The 16,231-nt window shown below is 41.7% G+C and carries 15 protein-coding genes; 9 read left to right on the forward strand and 6 right to left on the reverse strand.

All coding sequences use genetic code 11. From position 1 onward, the window contains the following. Positions 1 to 78: 78 nt before the first annotated feature. A complete protein-coding gene (gpmI, locus tag PIECOFPK_RS05630; RefSeq protein ID WP_330973438.1) occupies positions 79 to 1,629 on the reverse strand; it encodes a 2,3-bisphosphoglycerate-independent phosphoglycerate mutase in 1,551 nt (516 codons plus the stop codon). A gap of 147 nt (positions 1,630 to 1,776) precedes the next feature. On the opposite strand from gpmI, the gene PIECOFPK_RS05635 reads away from it, so the two are divergent. The 7 genes from PIECOFPK_RS05635 to PIECOFPK_RS05665 all read left to right on the forward strand — a co-directional run bounded on the left by PIECOFPK_RS05635 (position 1,777) and on the right by PIECOFPK_RS05665 (position 6,500). Next, complete coding sequence (locus PIECOFPK_RS05635) at positions 1,777 to 2,166, forward strand: DUF4783 domain-containing protein (RefSeq protein ID WP_330973439.1); 390 nt, start codon at positions 1,777 to 1,779, stop codon at positions 2,164 to 2,166. Positions 2,167 to 2,324: 158 nt separating this feature from the next. Further along, on the forward strand, positions 2,325 to 3,185 hold the full coding sequence (nadC, locus tag PIECOFPK_RS05640) for a carboxylating nicotinate-nucleotide diphosphorylase (protein ID WP_330973440.1): 861 nt from the start codon (positions 2,325 to 2,327) through the stop codon (positions 3,183 to 3,185). A 24-nt stretch (positions 3,186 to 3,209) separates the two neighbouring features. Then, complete coding sequence (locus PIECOFPK_RS05645) at positions 3,210 to 3,551, forward strand: translation initiation factor (RefSeq protein ID WP_330973441.1); 342 nt, start codon at positions 3,210 to 3,212, stop codon at positions 3,549 to 3,551. A 58-nt stretch (positions 3,552 to 3,609) separates the two neighbouring features. Then, entirely contained in the window at positions 3,610 to 3,996 is a 387-nt protein-coding gene (gene apaG / locus PIECOFPK_RS05650) for a Co2+/Mg2+ efflux protein ApaG (protein WP_330973442.1), read from the forward strand. Between the two features lie 116 nt (positions 3,997 to 4,112). Beyond that, complete coding sequence (locus PIECOFPK_RS05655; protein WP_330973443.1) at positions 4,113 to 4,724, forward strand: 2'-5' RNA ligase family protein; 612 nt, start codon at positions 4,113 to 4,115, stop codon at positions 4,722 to 4,724. Between the two features lie 29 nt (positions 4,725 to 4,753). Next, positions 4,754 to 5,863, forward strand: coding sequence for a PA0069 family radical SAM protein (locus PIECOFPK_RS05660; RefSeq protein ID WP_409966700.1), 1,110 nt, complete (start codon positions 4,754 to 4,756; stop codon positions 5,861 to 5,863). Positions 5,864 to 6,011: 148 nt separating this feature from the next. Next, complete coding sequence (locus tag PIECOFPK_RS05665; protein WP_330973445.1) at positions 6,012 to 6,500, forward strand: ribonuclease H-like YkuK family protein; 489 nt, start codon at positions 6,012 to 6,014, stop codon at positions 6,498 to 6,500. Position 6,501: 1 nt separating this feature from the next. Here PIECOFPK_RS05665 and PIECOFPK_RS05670 read toward each other — a convergent pair whose 3' ends face one another. After that, positions 6,502 to 7,725, reverse strand: a complete 1,224-nt coding sequence (locus tag PIECOFPK_RS05670) for a DUF1015 domain-containing protein (protein ID WP_409966701.1) — start codon at positions 7,723 to 7,725, stop codon at positions 6,502 to 6,504. Positions 7,726 to 7,918: 193 nt separating this feature from the next. On the opposite strand from PIECOFPK_RS05670, the gene PIECOFPK_RS05675 reads away from it, so the two are divergent. Next, positions 7,919 to 10,513 (forward strand): phosphoenolpyruvate carboxylase, encoded by a 2,595-nt coding sequence (locus PIECOFPK_RS05675; protein WP_409966702.1) that lies wholly within the window; start codon positions 7,919 to 7,921, stop codon positions 10,511 to 10,513. Positions 10,514 to 10,610: 97 nt separating this feature from the next. On the opposite strand, the gene queA is transcribed toward PIECOFPK_RS05675, so the two are convergent. Beyond that, on the reverse strand, positions 10,611 to 11,660 hold the full coding sequence (gene queA, locus PIECOFPK_RS05680; RefSeq protein ID WP_330973448.1) for a tRNA preQ1(34) S-adenosylmethionine ribosyltransferase-isomerase QueA: 1,050 nt from the start codon (positions 11,658 to 11,660) through the stop codon (positions 10,611 to 10,613). Positions 11,661 to 12,138: 478 nt separating this feature from the next. On the opposite strand from queA, the gene PIECOFPK_RS05685 reads away from it, so the two are divergent. Continuing rightward, positions 12,139 to 13,137 carry an FAD:protein FMN transferase gene (locus PIECOFPK_RS05685; protein WP_409966703.1) on the forward strand — a complete coding sequence of 333 codons (999 nt, stop codon included), beginning with the start codon at positions 12,139 to 12,141 and terminating at the stop codon, positions 13,135 to 13,137. A 25-nt stretch (positions 13,138 to 13,162) separates the two neighbouring features. On the opposite strand, the gene PIECOFPK_RS05690 is transcribed toward PIECOFPK_RS05685, so the two are convergent. The 3 genes from PIECOFPK_RS05690 to PIECOFPK_RS05700 form a co-directional block, all read right to left on the reverse strand. Then, positions 13,163 to 14,869 (reverse strand): ABC transporter ATP-binding protein, encoded by a 1,707-nt coding sequence (locus PIECOFPK_RS05690; RefSeq protein ID WP_409966704.1) that lies wholly within the window; start codon positions 14,867 to 14,869, stop codon positions 13,163 to 13,165. Next, positions 14,869 to 15,258: a hypothetical protein gene (locus PIECOFPK_RS05695; protein WP_409966705.1), complete on the reverse strand. Its 390-nt coding sequence runs from the start codon at positions 15,256 to 15,258 to the stop codon at positions 14,869 to 14,871. The genes PIECOFPK_RS05690 and PIECOFPK_RS05695 overlap by 1 nt, the downstream gene beginning before the upstream one ends. A 187-nt stretch (positions 15,259 to 15,445) precedes the next feature. Then, positions 15,446 to 16,216, reverse strand: coding sequence for an AMP nucleosidase (locus PIECOFPK_RS05700; RefSeq protein WP_330973452.1), 771 nt, complete (start codon positions 16,214 to 16,216; stop codon positions 15,446 to 15,448). Positions 16,217 to 16,231: the final 15 nt, after the last annotated feature.

Raw genomic sequence — 16,231 nt, forward strand, 5'->3', positions numbered from 1 at the left:
ATGGAGCTACTGTATAAAGAAAAATCTCACAAGGCCAATGCCTGTGAGATTTAACTTTAGTATAAACGATATTAATTATTAGTAGTTGATGGTAGCGGGATCTACCAATACATCACCATTCATTTCTGCAGGTATGGTCAGTTTCATGAAGGTGAGAATAGTAGGAGCGATATCGCCTAATTTACCTTCCTTAATAGTTCCGCGCCATTGATTATCGATAATGAACAGAGGTACCGGATTCAGGGTGTGTGCTGTGTTAGGGCTGCCGTCTTCATTAATCATGTAGTCGGAATTACCATGATCGGCTGTGAGGAAGATGACATAGTCCTGTTTTAGTGCTTCGGTTACGATTTGCTCCACACATTTATCCACGGTTTCAACTGCTTTCACCGCCGCTTCGAAAACGCCTGTATGTCCCACCATATCTGCGTTAGCAAAGTTCAAACAGATGAAATCGGCAGTCTGATTTTTAATTTCTTCTAGAATGGCTTCGGTCAGTTCGTAAGCACTCATTTCGGGCTTCAAGTCGTAGGTAGCTACCTTAGGAGAGGGTTTTAAGATTCTGGTTTCTCCTTCAAATGGTTGTTCACGGCCCCCGCTGAAGAAGAAGGTTACATGCGGATATTTTTCGGTTTCCGCAATGCGGATTTGTTTCAGGCCGTTAGCGGCAATCACTTCTCCCAAAGTATTGGTAATATCTTCATTTTTGAAGATAGTATGTACGCCCACGAATTTGTGGTCGTATACTGTCATGGTGGTATAATCCAGATTCAGTTTTTTCATGCCGAACTCGTCATTATCGGCCTGGGTTAATACTTCGGTAATCTCGCGACAACGGTCTGTACGGAAGTTGAAACACAGCACATGATCTCCGTCTTTAATTGTTGCAACAGGAGTATTGTCTGCATTTACGATGACAGTAGGAAGAATAAACTCGTCAGTAATGTTTTCGTCGTAGCTACGCTTCACGGCTTCTACTGCGCTAGTAGCGGTAGGGCCATCACCTTTCACCAATACATCATATGCTTTTTTAACACGTTCCCAACGTTTGTCGCGATCCATGGCATAATAACGCCCGCTCACAGAAGCGATTTTTCCAATACCTATTTTGTCGATATGGTTTTGTAGTTCTTCGATAAATTGTAAACCACTTTTGGGATCTGTGTCACGCCCGTCGGTAAAGGCATGCACATATACTTCGTTGAGTCCTGCTTCTTTGCTGATATCTAACAGCGCTTTTAGGTGATTGATGTGTGAGTGTACACCACCGTCGCTCACAAGTCCCATCAGGTGCAACGGTTTATTATTGGCTTTGGCTGTTTGCAGGGTACGTACCATTTCTGGATTGTTAGCGAGTTCGCCGGTACGGATGGCCACATTGATGCGCTGCAGTTCTTGATAAACAATACGTCCGGCGCCCAGATTTAAATGTCCTACTTCTGAGTTCCCCATCTGTCCCTCAGGCAAACCTACCAGCTCGCCAAAAGTAGTAAGGGTAGTATTGGGATATTTGTTGTACAAAGAATTGGTAAAGGGAACATTTGCATTTTGAATTGCATCTGCATTTGCAACTTTTCCTAGTCCCCATCCGTCCATTATAATAAGGATCGCTTTCTTTTGTTTCGACATTTCTTTAATTTGTTGACTATCAGTAAATTAATATTTTTGATGCTCAAAAAATCCCGTAAAGGTAAAAAATGATATCGGAACAAAGAAAGATAGAAACTAGGTAATTTGGCATATTTTTGGTCAAGATGATATAAAATGATGCGTGAAATGAAAAAGATATTGCATTTTCTATTTGTGGCTTCAACAATGTTCATTACTTCAACGGTATGCGCACAAAGTATTGATGGAGTGGTGGCTGGTTTAAAAAAAGGCGATGCAGTACAAGTAGTAAGTAATGCAAACGGTAATTTTTCTCTTGCTATACTGGATAAAAAAAATACGTATAGTAAAGATCAGGCTCAGCAAATCATTAAAGACTTTTTCGGTAAGAATTCGGTAAAAGGTTTCGATGTAAAGCATAAAGGTAGCTCTCCAAGCGGTCAGTACGCTATTGGTACGCTGGTTACTTCTGGAGGAAATTATAGAGTGAATATTTTTATGAAGAAAGAGGGTGGTCGGGAAGTAATTAAAGAGCTGCGTTTTCAGCTCATCGAATAAAGCGTTTTGAAAAATGTATAAGGCCTCTCAATCGAGAGGCCTTTTTGTTAGCCGTAGGACAAAGGGGTAGGTGGCATAATAGCTAAAGCCCTATATTTGTTAAGTACTGTGGTATTTGATGTAGGTGTGAGAGAACAATGTTTTTAAAGTATAATCAGATGGATTTGCAGTTTCGGCAAAAATTGGAGCAGCTTGTAAAAGCAGCACTTGAAGAAGATATTGGTAACGGGGATCATTCCTCGCTTTCTTGCATTAGTGCTAATGAAAAGGGTAGGGCAGAATTGAAAATAAAGCAGGATGGTATTCTGGCAGGTGTAGAGGTGGCGCGTTTTATTTTTGAATATAGAGAACCTGGGTGTCAGTTTACTGCTTTTAAGAAAGACGGCGACAGTATGAAGGCTGGTGACAAGGCTTTTGAAATTGCGGCTCATGAGCATACCATTTTGGCTTGTGAGCGGCTGGTGCTCAATTGTATGCAGCGAATGAGTGGTATTGCTACCTTAACCCGCCAGTATGCTGACAAGTTACGGCCTTATAAAACAAAACTGCTGGATACGCGCAAAACCACTCCCAATTTCAGGTTGCTGGAAAAAGAAGCCGTGCGCATTGGTGGTGGTGTAAATCACCGTTTCGGTTTATACGATATGATAATGCTGAAGGATAATCATATTGACTATGCGGGAGGAATAGAAAAGGCCATCCACAGAGCGTATCAATATGTACAGGAGAATAATCTAAACATTAAAATAGAAGTAGAAACCCGAACGCTTGACGATGTAAAGAAAGTGCTGAAAGTGGGGGTGGGAAAGGTTTTTCGAGTGATGCTGGACAACTACACCCCTGCACAGATAACAGAAGCATTGAAGATTATTGATGGTGTTTTCGAAACCGAAGCTAGCGGAGGCATCAATTTAGATACGATTGAAAGCTATGCAGCAACCGGAGTAGACTATGTGAGCGTGGGCGGATTGATACATCAAGCGCGTAGTCTCGATTTGAGTTTAAAAGCCATTGTATAGCCGCTAAAACTAAAATCATAACGTATGTCAAAGAAAAAATCAAATGGCCCTTTTGTATATAGTACCGATCCCAACTTCCAATTTCAGGATGAACACGAAGAGGCAGAAACGTTACCTCCCAGTGCACAAAAACTGCGTATACAATTAGAAACCAAGCATAGGGGGGGTAAAACAGCCAGTGTGATTAAAGGTTTTGTAGGTACGCAAGCTGATTTAGAAAGTCTGGCCAAAAAGCTAAAATCTTATTGCGGTACAGGCGGATCAGCAAAGGATGGTGAAATTATCATTCAGGGCGATCATCGCGATAAAATATTACAGTGGTTGCAACAACAGGGATATACCAACACTAAAAAGAGCGGCGGCTAACACTGTATAATTTTTTCAGTTATTTGTTATTTCCGTATTTTTACTAAAACCCTTTCTCATGAGCAACATGATTTCAGCCGGGATAATGGTAAACGTGGAGGTATTCTATCAACCGGAGTATAGCAATCCTTTGCAAAGCGAATACATGTTTGCTTATCGTATCACTCTCGAAAATTATAATTCCTATCCTGTGCAGCTATTGCGTCGCAAGTGGCATATATTCGATAGCAACGGTTTGTATAGAGAGGTGGAAGGCGAAGGTGTTGTGGGAGTGCAGCCTGTATTGCATCCCGGTGAAAGCTATCAGTATATGAGTGGGTGTAACTTAAATACTGATATGGGCAAAATGAAGGGTTTTTATGAAATGGAAAATCTAGACACTAAAAAGAAATTTCAGGTAATCATTCCCGAATTTGAAATGATTGCGCCTGCTAAGGCCAACTAACTTCTATTGCTTCCTTGTTTCTTTTTCAACAGATTGTAAAAGGCAAAAAAGTTTTCATTTTTTTACTAAAAATATTAGTAATATTGTGCTAATTATTTTAGTAAAAACCAACTTTTATGTCATCTCATACCCCCTACATACAGCCCTCTAATCCATACGAATATCTGCTGTTGATAGAACCTCGAGAGGATTTGGCAGATGATATTATGGCAATCAAAAAAGAATTTAGTGAGAAGTACCAAGCCCCCCAAGCGGTGAGTAGCAAACCGCATATTACATTGGTGAGCTTTACACAGTATATGGCTTTTGAAAGCCGCATCCGACAGCGGTTTCGGCAAATTGCAACCGAAAGGGCCCCCATGCTAATTGAGTTAGAGGGTTTTGGCTCTTTTCCTACTCACACTCTTTTCATTAAAGTAACAACAAGGACTACGGTACAAAATCTAGTAACAAAACTGAGAACACAGGTACAGTCGCTCCTCAAGCCGGATAAGGAGCATAAGCCTCATTTCATCATGGAACCTCATATTACCATAGCACGCAGGCTTAAACCTTGGCAATATGAGAAAAGTTGGAGCGAATATAATACACGCTCATTTTCAGCCAAGTTTATGGCAAATCATATGGTATTGCTACGCAAACAAGCAGATGGAGAGAGGTTCACATTTGTGGAGCGATTTGAGTTTATGAATATGCCTGTAAGTGCCACGCAGGCGATGTTGTTTTAATACATGTTGTTATTACGAAAACAAGGACTATGCAAAAGCAATTACAACAAGATCACTTTAAGGTGACTGCTATTAAAAAAGGCGAGGAACATACCTACCTGCAGGGACGAGGTGCACAGTTCAACACGCGCAATCGATTCTTAAAAAACGAGCAAGTGAGGGAGCATATAGAAGCAATTGATAGCTGGGAGGAAGAAAATATCGCTACTCAGTATATCGAGCAACAAGCGAAGACGATAGTGAATAAAGTGGAAAGTCCTGATGTGGGGATGTCGTACAGTATGAATGCGTATGCCGGATGTGAACATGGGTGTATCTACTGTTATGCACGCAATGCGCATGAGTATTGGGGATATAGTGCAGGATTGGATTTTGAGCGAAAGATTATTGTTAAGATAAATGCGCCTCAATTGTTGCGCAAACAGCTCATGCATCCCAAATGGGAGGTAATGCCCATCATGTTAAGCGGCAATACCGATTGCTATCAACCTGCAGAGCGTAAGTATCGTTTGACGCGCGGACTGCTGGAAGTGTGTAATGAGTTCAATCAGCCTGTAGGGATTCTAACTAAAAACTCAGCCATACTAAATGATAAAGATATTCTTCAAGAATTAGCCCGAAAGAACCTGGTGCGCGCCATGGTTTCTATCACATCTTTTAATGAAGAGCTCAGAAGGGTGATGGAGCCTAGAACGGCTACTGCTGTACAGCGTTTACGCGTGATTGAAGAGTTAAGTAAGGCAGGAGTAAGGATGGGTATTATGATGGGGCCTATGATTCCGGGGTTGAACGAACATGAAATGCAGCGTATTATGAAAGCGGCTGCTGATGCGGGCGCTACATTTACGGCCTATACATTTATAAGACTGAATGGTGCAATTAAATTTTTATTTCGCGACTGGCTTTATAAGAACTTTCCGGATCGAGCAGACAGAGTATGGCATCTAATAGAGCAAAGCCATGACGGTCAGGTGAATGACAGCCGCTGGGGTTTGCGTATGCGCGGTGAAGGAGCCATTGCAGAAATGGTTGCGCAACAATACGTCAAATATGGTAAAATGTATCATATGAATGAGGAGCGTATAGGATTGGATACAACCATTTTCAGAAGGCCTGGACAGCAGATGGCTTTATTTTAAGATAAGACATGGGACGGATGTTTAATCTCAATTAATAATTTTATATATTTATAGAATAGTTTCGGTATTGTGTGCTTCATTCACAATTGTGAATAAAATTACTTGCTTTTTAGAAGGATAAATAATAACGTTGTGAAACACTAGTTCCATGCAACATCATACAAAACAATGGAGGAAGTTGACGGGCGAGTACCTAACCAACTATCTTGAGGATGAGGTGCTGGGCGTAATTCTTCGTGAAAAAGAGCAGGGGCACTCGCTAAAGGTTTGCATTGGCACAGACAGTCAGGTAAAAGGCACGTTTACCGAATTTGCAACAGCCATTGTATTCATACGCAAGGGTAAGGGTGGTTTTATGTACCTTAATAATGAAACCACTCAAGAGAAAATGACCATTAAACAGCGTATGATGACAGAAGTATCCCGAAGTATCGAAGTGGCTTACCGTCTCTGTGATTTGTTCACCAGCCACAACATTGACATGGAGGTGCATGTGGATATCAACACTAACCCTATTTACAAGAGCAATGATGCATTGAAGGAGGCGATAGGGTATATTTCCGGTATGGGTTTCAATTTTAAAGTGAAACCTGAGGCTTTTGCCAGTTCCTGCTGTGCCAATAAAGTAGTACAGTAACTCACTCCAAGAGATGCGTTAATAGCCCGTCACGCAACTTAGGCTCGAACCATGTGCTCTTGGGCGGCATGATAAGGCCTGTATCGGCAATATTGAACAATTGCTGAATTGTTACCGGGTACAGGCTGAAGGATACTTGCATTTTGCCATCATTCACAAGCCTTTCTAGTTCCTTTAAGCCACGGATGCCACCGATAAAATCAATTCTTTTATCGGTACGGATATCTTTTAGGCCTAAATGCTTGTCCAAAATGTTTGCGGACAAAATGCTTACATCCAGCTGGCCTATCAGGTCTTCTGCATAAGTGCCGGGTCGTGCTGATAACCGGTACCAGCGCTTTTGGAGATACATGCCTATTTCATGAGGGCGTGTTGGACTTACAGCTTCGGTGCTTTCAGATACTTCAAAATCTTCTCGGATACGTGTAAGCAATTCAGTAGGCGTTAGCCCGTTTAAATCTGTAACCGCCCGATTGTAATCCATAATATGAAGATGGTTATCGGGAAAAATAACAGTAAGAAAGAATCGGGCGGATTCGTTATCCGGCAATACGTTGCTCACCTGCGTTGCGGAGGCTGCTCTGTGATGTCCATCTGCAATATAGGTGGCAGGAACTTTTTCCTTAAAAAGTGTAATGATATGTTGGATCGTACGCTCATCGTCAATTTTCCACACTGCGTGCGTGACGTTATCGGCAGCTGTGAAATGATATAGCGGTTCATGTCGTGTTTTCCAATCATGTATTACTGCATCAACCTCCTGCACGCTTTTATAGGCCAGAAACACTTTACCGGTTTGTGCTCGCGTGATGGTGATATGGAGGATACGGTCATTTTCTTTTTCAGGGCGAGTAAGTTCATGTTTGTTGATGAGTCCGTTTTGATAATCCTCTATTGAGGATAAACAAGCCAAACCGGTCATGCTGCGCTCGTTCATCGTTAGTTCATAGATGTATAAGCAGGCTTGCGCCTCTTTAATCAGCGTGCCGTCAGTTATCATGCGCTGAAGGTTTTGTTTTGCTTTTTCATAAACTTTAGGGTCGTAGGGGTTGGCTACTTCCGGTAGATCGATCTCAGATCGGGTTACATGTAGAAAAGAGTGGGGATTATCACCTGCTGCATTCTTTGCCTCCTCACGACTCATTACATCATAAGGGGGTGCTGCAACCCGCAATGCCCATTCCGGTCGGGGCCTTAGTGCTTTAAATGGTCGAATGGTAATCATATGGCCAATGTGTTTGCTGATGTAAGAAATAGTAAATGCGTAGCTCCTAGGTGTCTTTCTTATTAGAATTATTTCAATAAAATAAGCAATATATTAGTTTTTATTAAAAAAACTATTCCGTCTACATAAAAAATATTATCTTAACGCCCTGTTGCCTGCAAATAGTTGGGTATTAAGTACAAATTTTTGGAAAATGGATATTGCTGCGAGTAAGAATTTACATCATTTTAAGACAGAAGTAGGGACAAGGTTTCAATTGTACAACAGTCTTTTTACATCACTTCCGTTTCACAAAATGGAAAAGACCGGGATTTTGTTATCCCTTTTTTCCAATAATTGTGAGGAGGGGTATGAGAAGTCTAAGAGTCCTATCGATATTATTAATGAATTTTTTAATAAACATACGCTTATCACTTCTGAAAAGGAACGTTTGGATTTACTTTTCAGGTTTACGCAGTATGTAGAGCGGCAGGTAGTGTTATTTGATGCTTTAGAGGATGCTGCATATAAACATACACATGATCTGAGCGGTCCGGGTACTTTAAAGCAATTGATTGCTGATGCATTACAGTATAACAAGATTGAGGAGCTGAAAGAAACACTGAAAACCTTTTGTGTAAGGCCTGTTCTTACAGCCCATCCCACTCAGTTTTATCCCGGATCGGTACTGGGGATTATTCACGACCTGAGCAGGGCGCTGATGCGGAATGACTCGGTGGAGATTAATACCTTTTTGCAGCAACTAGGTAAAACTCCTTTTCTGAAGAAGAAAAAACCTACCCCATACGGAGAAGCCGTAAGTCTTATTTGGTATCTGGAAAATGTTTTTTATACGGCTGCAGGCAGAATTTTGGATGAATTGAAAAATCATTTTCCGGATGTGATTACCGATGAGAACCCTGTTCTTAAAATGGGTTTCTGGCCGGGCGGTGACCGAGATGGAAACCCCTATGTGCGCAATGAAACTACTTTAAAGGTGGCAGAAGCTTTAAGAGGGGCTATTATTAAATGTTATTACCTCGATGTGCGTCGCCTTAAACGTCGGCTTACATTTCATGGAGTGGAAGAGCCTATTGCAGAGCTTGAGGAAAAGCTATATCAAAATCTCTTTATCCCCGGTCATATACCCAATATTACGGTAGCGGAGATTAAGGGAAAGCTGAAGCAGATTAAGAAAATTCTGGAAGAAGAGCATAATTCCCTGTTTGTGTCCCTTGTTCAGAGCCTTATTAATAAGGTAGATATCTTCGGATTGTACTTTGCTTCTTTGGACATTAGGCAGGATAGCAGCATCCATGGAAAAATATATAAAATGGCAGCGGGTAAGAGCAATGGCATTATTCCCGAAAATTATCCCTCGCTGCCGGATGAAGAGAAGATTAAGGTTATACTAAATATTAAAGGAAAGATCGATACTTCGATATTCGCAGAAGATGAAGTAGTGAAAGATACTGCCGAAATACCTCTTGCTGTTCATAGCATTCAACAGGTGAATGGGGAGCAAGGCTGTCATCGTTATATCATCAGCCATACTACCAGTGCACTGGATGTGATGGAGGTGTATGGACTGTTCAAGATGCAGGGATTTGCCGAAGAAGATATTCATTTAGATATTGTTCCACTATTTGAAACAGTGGAGGATTTGAGCAATGCCGCTAATGTAATGCAACAACTGTATGCTATTCCTGCTTATAGAGCCCATTTAAAACGTAGGAATAACACCCAAACCATCATGCTGGGCTTTAGTGATGGTACCAAGGATGGTGGTTATTTGATGGCCAACTGGAGTATTTATCGAGCCAAGGAAGAGCTCACCCGTATTACACGAAACAGTGGCTTTGAAGTAATATTTTTCGATGGAAGAGGTGGTCCTCCCTCTAGGGGTGGTGGAAAAACCCATAAGTTCTATGCTTCGATGGGTAAAAATATTTCCAACCGCGAAATTCAGCTAACGATACAAGGGCAAACCATTAGCTCTAATTTTGGGATTATCGACTCTGCACAATATAACCTAGAACAGTTGTTAAATGCAGGCATCTCCAGCAGCTTGTATATAGATAGGCATCCACCTTTCTCCGGTAAGGAGGAGGAGCTGATGCAGGAACTTTCTTCCTATGGTTTTGATGCGTATAAGAAACTGAAGGAGCATCCACTGTTGCCCAGCTATCTGTATACGATGAGTCCTTTGCGTTTTTATAGCGAAACCAATATCAGCAGTCGTCCGTCCAAACGTGGGCCTTCTCAAACAGATATTTCGCTTTCTGATTTAAGGGCGATTCCTTTTGCAGGCGCTTGGAGCCAACTAAAGCAGAATGTTCCCGGATTCTTTGGGGTAGGTACAGCCCTTAAAAAAATGGAGTATATCGGACGTTTTGAGGAAGTGAAGCAGTTGTACAATAAGTCGCTGTACTTTAAAACGCTGATGGATAACTGTGAAATGTCTATGTCTAAATCCTATTTCCCGCTTACGGCTTATATGGCAAAAGACGAAACCTATGGGGAAATATGGAATATGATATATGAAGAATATCAGCTTACTCATGATTACCTCTTAAAACTCTCGGGAAAGAGTACACTGATGGAAAATTATCCGATCGATAAACTATCTATTTACATGCGGGAGCGTATTGTATTGCCCCTGCTTACCATTCAGCAGTATGCGTTGAGTAAATTAAGAGAGTTGGAGGCTAGTGACAGCGAGTCGGCTGCAGAATTGAAGGAAGTATACGGTAAGCTAGTTATGCGTTGTTCTTTCGGAATTATCAATGCTGGAAGAAACTCAGCATAGATTACAACCGCTCAGTTTTTCAAACTAACATAAAATAAGAAAGCTGCATATGTAAGATATGCAGCTTTTTTTATGATATATGAAGATCAAATCTAGCTTACAGAATCAACAACGCATCTCCATAACTAAAGAATCGGTATTTGTCTTTGATCGCCTTTTTATAGGCCTCCATGGTAAGTTCATAACCGGCAAAAGCGCTGGTCATAATCAGCAGACTGGTTTTCGGTAAATGGAAGTTCGTAACCATAGCATCTGCGATGCTGAAGTCATACGGAGGATGAATAAACATGTTGGTCCACCCTTCTGAGGGTTTCAGTAATTTTTGTGCGGTAAAAGACGACTCCAGCGCACGCATGGTAGTGGTGCCAATAGCGCAGATACGATGACCTGTTTCTTTAGCTTTGTTTACAATCTTACATGCCTGCTCGTCGATGCGATAGTACTCGGCATCCATCTTGTGCTTGCTGAGGTCTTCCACCTCGATGGGTCTAAAGGTGCCCAGTCCTGTATGCAGGGTGATTTCGGCAAAGCGGATACCTTTAATCTCCAAGCGCTTAATCAACTCACGACTGAAGTGGAGACCGGCAGTGGGAGCTGCTACGGCGCCTTCGTATTTAGCGTAAACGGTTTGATAGCGTTCTTTATCTTCTTCTTCTGGTTTACGCTTAATGTATTTAGGCAATGGTGTTTCTCCTAGAGCCTGTAATTGGGCTCTGAAACTATCCTCATCACCTTCCCATAAAAACTTGATGGTTCTACCACGGCTGGTAGTGTTGTCAATCACTTCTGCAACCAGCTCTTCGTTTTCCCCAAAGTAAAGCTTGTTACCCACGCGGATTTTACGTGCCGGGTCTACAATAACGTCCCAGAGGCGGTTGGGCTTATTCAGCTCGCGCAGCAGGAAAACCTCGATTTTGGCACCTGTTTTCTCCTTGCGGCCATACATTCTGGCCGGGAATACTTTGGTGTTATTTACAACAAATACATCCTTATCGTCAAAATACTCTAGAATGTCGCGGAAGTATCTGTTTTCAATTTGCCCTGTCTGACGATGCACCACCATCATTCTGGCATCTTCTCTTTTTTTCGCGGGGTACTGTGCAATAAGGTTCAGGGGAAGATCAAAGTGAAATTGTGAAAGCTTCATGTATCGATTTTCTTTTTTAAGGTCAAAACCTGTAAAAGCAGTAGAACGAAGCTCACGGTACGTAGTAAAGTTACCCGTATAAGGTATTTTACAATCCCGAGCCCCGGTCTTACGGCACCGGTTTTCGAATTTGTGGCTGCAAAGGTAGTATATTTTGATGTTTAAATGAAAATTTTTTAAAATTATAACAGAGGGTTGTGAGTACTTTTTTTTTATATAAAAAGAACTCGGTGCCTGAATGCGCATAAATTCTGAAAGTATTGGCATTTTGGAGGGCTAAATCATTATCTTGGCCCCTGGCTATAGGCCTCTGTGGAATGGAAGTATCGGATCAAGAGTTTTTAAGCAAGGTGGGTATAGGATATGATGACCTCCGTAGGCGAGGAGGCCATTCCAAAGCTCTCGGGGGTAAGAATAGGTGCGAGTGGGTAATCTGCAGAGGAGAGTATTTCGAGGAATCTAAAATTGATGGTTTTTGATGAAGGTCCAAAAAGGGGTATTATTACTGTTCTTATCTCTTCTACATTTTTATGCTAATGCCCAAGTGCAGCGCACCCGCGACGCCTATCTAATGGGGGGAAAGTTCATTATTACTATTGTTGCAGGAGACTCACTTACTGCCGAGCGATATATCGATACAGTTATAGCGGAAATTTCGCGTATCGAATATCTAATATCGGACTGGAAGCCCGAAACCCAGATTTCAAAAGTGAATCAACAGGCGGGTATCCGCCCTGTGAAGGTGGATCGAGAAGTGCTGGAACTTACTGAGCACGCTATTTCTATGTCGCGGTTAACAAATGGAGCTTTTGATATCAGTTTTGCCGCGATGGAAAAGATCTGGAAGTTTGACGGCAGCGAGATGAAAATGCCTTCCAAAAAGGTGGTGAAAAAAGCCAGAGCTAATGTGGGATATAAGAATATCATTATTGACAGGGATAGCAGTACGATTTTTCTGAAAAGAAAGGGTATGAAAATCGGCTTTGGGGCATTGGGTGAAGGATATGCGGCTGATAAGTGTAGGGAACTGATGTTGCAAAAAGGGATAACGGCAGGCATTGTAAATGCTACAGGAGATGTGCTGACCTGGGGTACACGCCCCGATGGAACTCCCTGGAAGATTGGGGTCAACGATCCTTTTAGTAATAATAAGCTTATAGCTGCCATTAGCTGGGAAGGTGCTGCAACAACCTCGGGCAACTATGAGAAGTATGCCATCATTAATGGCAAACGATATGCCCATATTATCAATCCGGCGACCGGATACCCCGTATCGGGGCTGACTAGTGTGACGGTATTAGGCCCCAGTGCTGAACAGGCTAATGCCTTCAGTACTTCGATAATGGTGTTAGGTGTGAAGAAAGGACTAAGGATGCTGAAAAAGTTTCCTGATTATAAAGCCATCGTTATTACCGATAAGCAAGAAATTATCACCAGCCCCAACTTTAACTTAGAACAGTATAAAATCCATTATTAATTCCGTGTTTTTGCAAAAAGAGTTGCTACACTGCTACATGGGGAATTGCATCAATGAGCTTTTGAGTGTAAGCGGATTGAGGGTGTTCATAAATTTCATCAGCAGGCCCCATTTCCTCTATTTTCCCTTTATTCATCACAATAATGCGGTCACTAAAATAACGTACCACGCCCAGATCATGACTAATAAAAACAATAGTAAAGCCGAATTCTTTCTTAAGGTCGTTAAGTAGATTGAGCACTTGAGCCTGCACGCTAACATCTAATGCAGATACGGATTCATCACAGATGATAAAAGAAGGCTGTAATGCCAAGGCACGAGCGATGACAATGCGTTGTCTTTGCCCACCACTGAACTCATGTGGATAGCGGTCATAGTGCTCGGGCTGTAATCCTACTTTTTGTAATAGTTCAATTACCCTTTGTTTTCTTGCTGTAGGATCTTTAATAATTCCGTGTACAGCCAGCGGTTCTTCGATGGCATGCCCTATTTTTTTACGTGGATTTAGAGAGGAGTAGGGATCCTGAAATACAATCTGTAGATGTTGTCTTAAGGCTCTTAATTGTTTGGGAGAATATGTTCGAAGGTTTTGTTCTTTGTACAATATATTTCCTTCCGTGGCAGGAATTAATTGCAGTAGTGTTCTTCCTAAAGTTGTTTTGCCACAACCGCTTTCCCCAACAATGCCTAAGGTTTCGTTTTCGTATACCTCAAAGCTGATATTGTCCACCGCTTTTACATAAGACATCGGTTGTCCTAACCAATTTTTTTTATTAGGATAGTGAACGGAAAGATTTTTCACTTTGATGAGCACCTGACCAGAACTGGCAGTAGTGGTGCGGTGGAGGGATGGAGGAGGGGACGTAGTCAAAAAAGAATCATTATGTAAAAAATCACTCACCACTGGCAATCTTTCTCCGCGTTTATGATTGTCGGGGCGGCAGGCTATCAGGGCCTTGGTGTAAGGCTGTTGGGCGTTGGTAAATATATCTTTAACTGACCCCTGTTCGATAATATCCCCTTTATACATTACTACGGCTCTGTCGGCTATTTGAGCTACTACGCCTAAGTCGTGAGTGATAAAGATGACACCCATCCCCGTTTCCTGCTGTAGCTCTTTGATGAGTTCCAATACGCTTTTTTGAACGGTTACATCTAGTGCTGTAGTAGGTTCATCGCATATGAGTAGAGATGGTCTACAGCACATAGCCATGGCAATCATGACTCTTTGCTTCTGTCCACCACTTAACTGATGCGGATAGCGATCGTAAATGGCCTCGGGATTAGGTAACTTTACTTTTTCAAACCAGGATATGGCCTGTAGTCGGGCTTCTTTTTTAGATATTTTTTTATGCAGTAATAATGCTTCAGATACTTGCGCTCCGCAAGTGAATACAGGATTCAGCGAGGTCATAGGCTCCTGAAAAATCATCGAGATGGTATTGCCCCGTATCTGCTGCAGTTCTTGTTTGCTAATTTTTGTAATATCCTTTACTGTATTACCGTCTTCACTAAACAAAATTCTTCCACTAGCCAGCTGGGAAGTACTTTCGGGAAGTAATTGTAGGATGGAAAGTGAGGTGACCGATTTACCCGAACCACTTTCTCCTACAAGTGCAACGATTTCGCCTTTATTAACTGTGAATGATATGTTTTTTATGGCCTGATGTACAGCGCCATCGTTTATAAAATTGACGGTGAGATTTTCTATGGATAATAAAGGATACGACATTATTTTTTTACTACTTCCAGTACTTTGATATTAAGCTTTTTAGGGGGAGTTGGATAATAGGCCATACACACGGCGCAATTACTTTGCCTTTCGGGAACTATCTCAAAGTAAAATTCATCGCCTTCTTTGAGATTAGAGGGCAATGAGCAAGGATTGCTTACACCAAAAGCGTTTTTATATGTTTTATCTGTTGAAGGATTAGTCCACGATCCTACTACCAAAGATGTATCCAGATTACCTTCAGTTAGACTAAATGTATAGTTAGAACATAAGCCTGCTATTTCAAAACGTGCTTTCAACTTATGCTGCTGACTGACTGACACACTTTTATGACAGGCGGTCAAGGTTACGGCTGTTGCAATGAACAAAAATGCGATGCATTGTTTCATAAATACCCATTTAAATTGTTATTATATTATCCCTTTCATTGGGGGTGGGCTTATTTCAATAGTGAAGATAAGCCAAATATGCTCATATTCTCTTTACAAATGAGAAAAGAGTTATTATTTCTGATAACGTTTGCAACGGCATTATCGCAACATGCATGTATAAACAACTATTCTTAGGGCTGTTTATTTAGAACTTCAGGTGTCTTATTGTCTGACGGTTTTCAATAAGTTGTTTTAAGGAGTTGATGCCAATTTTAAGATGAAGCTCTACGAAGTTTTCGGTTACCTTTCGGTCGCTATCTTCGGTTTTTACTCCTTCCGGAATCATAGGTGAATCACTTACCAATAGTAGCGCACCTGTGGGTATCTTGTTGTAGAATCCTACTGAAAAGATAGTGGCGGTTTCCATATCGATGGCGTAGGCGCGTATTTTCTTCAAGTATTCCTTAAACTTTTCGTCATGTTCCCATACTCTGCGGTTGGTACTATATACGGTGCCTGTCCAGTAATCGGTCTGGGCTTCTCGAATCGAGGTACTAACGGCTTTTTGCAAGGCGAATGCGGGTAATGCCGGTACTTCGGGCGGAAAATAATCGTTTGACGTTCCCTCTCCTCGTATGGCAGCAATAGGTAATATTAGGTCACCTACTTTGTTACGTTTTTTTAAACCGCCACATTTGCCTAAGAATAGTACTGCTTCAGGCTTTACGGCAGTGAGGAGGTCCATAATAGTGGCTGCGGTGGGACTACCCATACCAAAGTTAATAATGGTAATGTTGTCCGCAGTGGCGCATTGCATAGGTCGGTCTCTACCCACTACTTCCACCTTGTTCCAAGCGGCAAACATGTTTACGTAGTTGCTGAAATTGGTGAGTAGAACGTATTTCCCGAAATTTTCTAACTTTTCACCGGTGTAGCGCGGTAACCAATTTTGTACAATTTCTTGTTTAGTCTTCATAAGAAACACTTTCGC

The organism is Chitinophagaceae bacterium C216, from assembly GCA_028485475.2.
GTDB lineage: Bacteria > Bacteroidota > Bacteroidia > Chitinophagales > Chitinophagaceae > Niabella > Niabella composti.

Excerpts from the sequence above, each read along its gene's own strand:
- gpmI (WP_330973438.1), bottom strand. The coding sequence starts at position 1,629 with ATGTCGAAACAAAAGAAAGCGATCCTTATTATAATGGACGGATGGGGA.
- PIECOFPK_RS05635 (WP_330973439.1), top strand. The coding sequence starts at position 1,777 with ATGAAAAAGATATTGCATTTTCTATTTGTGGCTTCAACAATGTTCATT.
- nadC (WP_330973440.1), top strand. The coding sequence starts at position 2,325 with ATGGATTTGCAGTTTCGGCAAAAATTGGAGCAGCTTGTAAAAGCAGCA.
- PIECOFPK_RS05645 (WP_330973441.1), top strand. The coding sequence starts at position 3,210 with ATGTCAAAGAAAAAATCAAATGGCCCTTTTGTATATAGTACCGATCCC.
- apaG (WP_330973442.1), top strand. The coding sequence starts at position 3,610 with ATGAGCAACATGATTTCAGCCGGGATAATGGTAAACGTGGAGGTATTC.
- PIECOFPK_RS05655 (WP_330973443.1), top strand. The coding sequence starts at position 4,113 with ATGTCATCTCATACCCCCTACATACAGCCCTCTAATCCATACGAATAT.
- PIECOFPK_RS05660 (WP_409966700.1), top strand. The coding sequence starts at position 4,754 with ATGCAAAAGCAATTACAACAAGATCACTTTAAGGTGACTGCTATTAAA.
- PIECOFPK_RS05665 (WP_330973445.1), top strand. The coding sequence starts at position 6,012 with ATGCAACATCATACAAAACAATGGAGGAAGTTGACGGGCGAGTACCTA.
- PIECOFPK_RS05670 (WP_409966701.1), bottom strand. The coding sequence starts at position 7,725 with ATGATTACCATTCGACCATTTAAAGCACTAAGGCCCCGACCGGAATGG.
- PIECOFPK_RS05675 (WP_409966702.1), top strand. The coding sequence starts at position 7,919 with ATGGATATTGCTGCGAGTAAGAATTTACATCATTTTAAGACAGAAGTA.
- queA (WP_330973448.1), bottom strand. The coding sequence starts at position 11,660 with ATGAAGCTTTCACAATTTCACTTTGATCTTCCCCTGAACCTTATTGCA.
- PIECOFPK_RS05685 (WP_409966703.1), top strand. The coding sequence starts at position 12,139 with ATGAAGGTCCAAAAAGGGGTATTATTACTGTTCTTATCTCTTCTACAT.
- PIECOFPK_RS05690 (WP_409966704.1), bottom strand. The coding sequence starts at position 14,869 with ATGTCGTATCCTTTATTATCCATAGAAAATCTCACCGTCAATTTTATA.
- PIECOFPK_RS05695 (WP_409966705.1), bottom strand. The coding sequence starts at position 15,258 with ATGAAACAATGCATCGCATTTTTGTTCATTGCAACAGCCGTAACCTTG.
- PIECOFPK_RS05700 (WP_330973452.1), bottom strand. The coding sequence starts at position 16,216 with ATGAAGACTAAACAAGAAATTGTACAAAATTGGTTACCGCGCTACACC.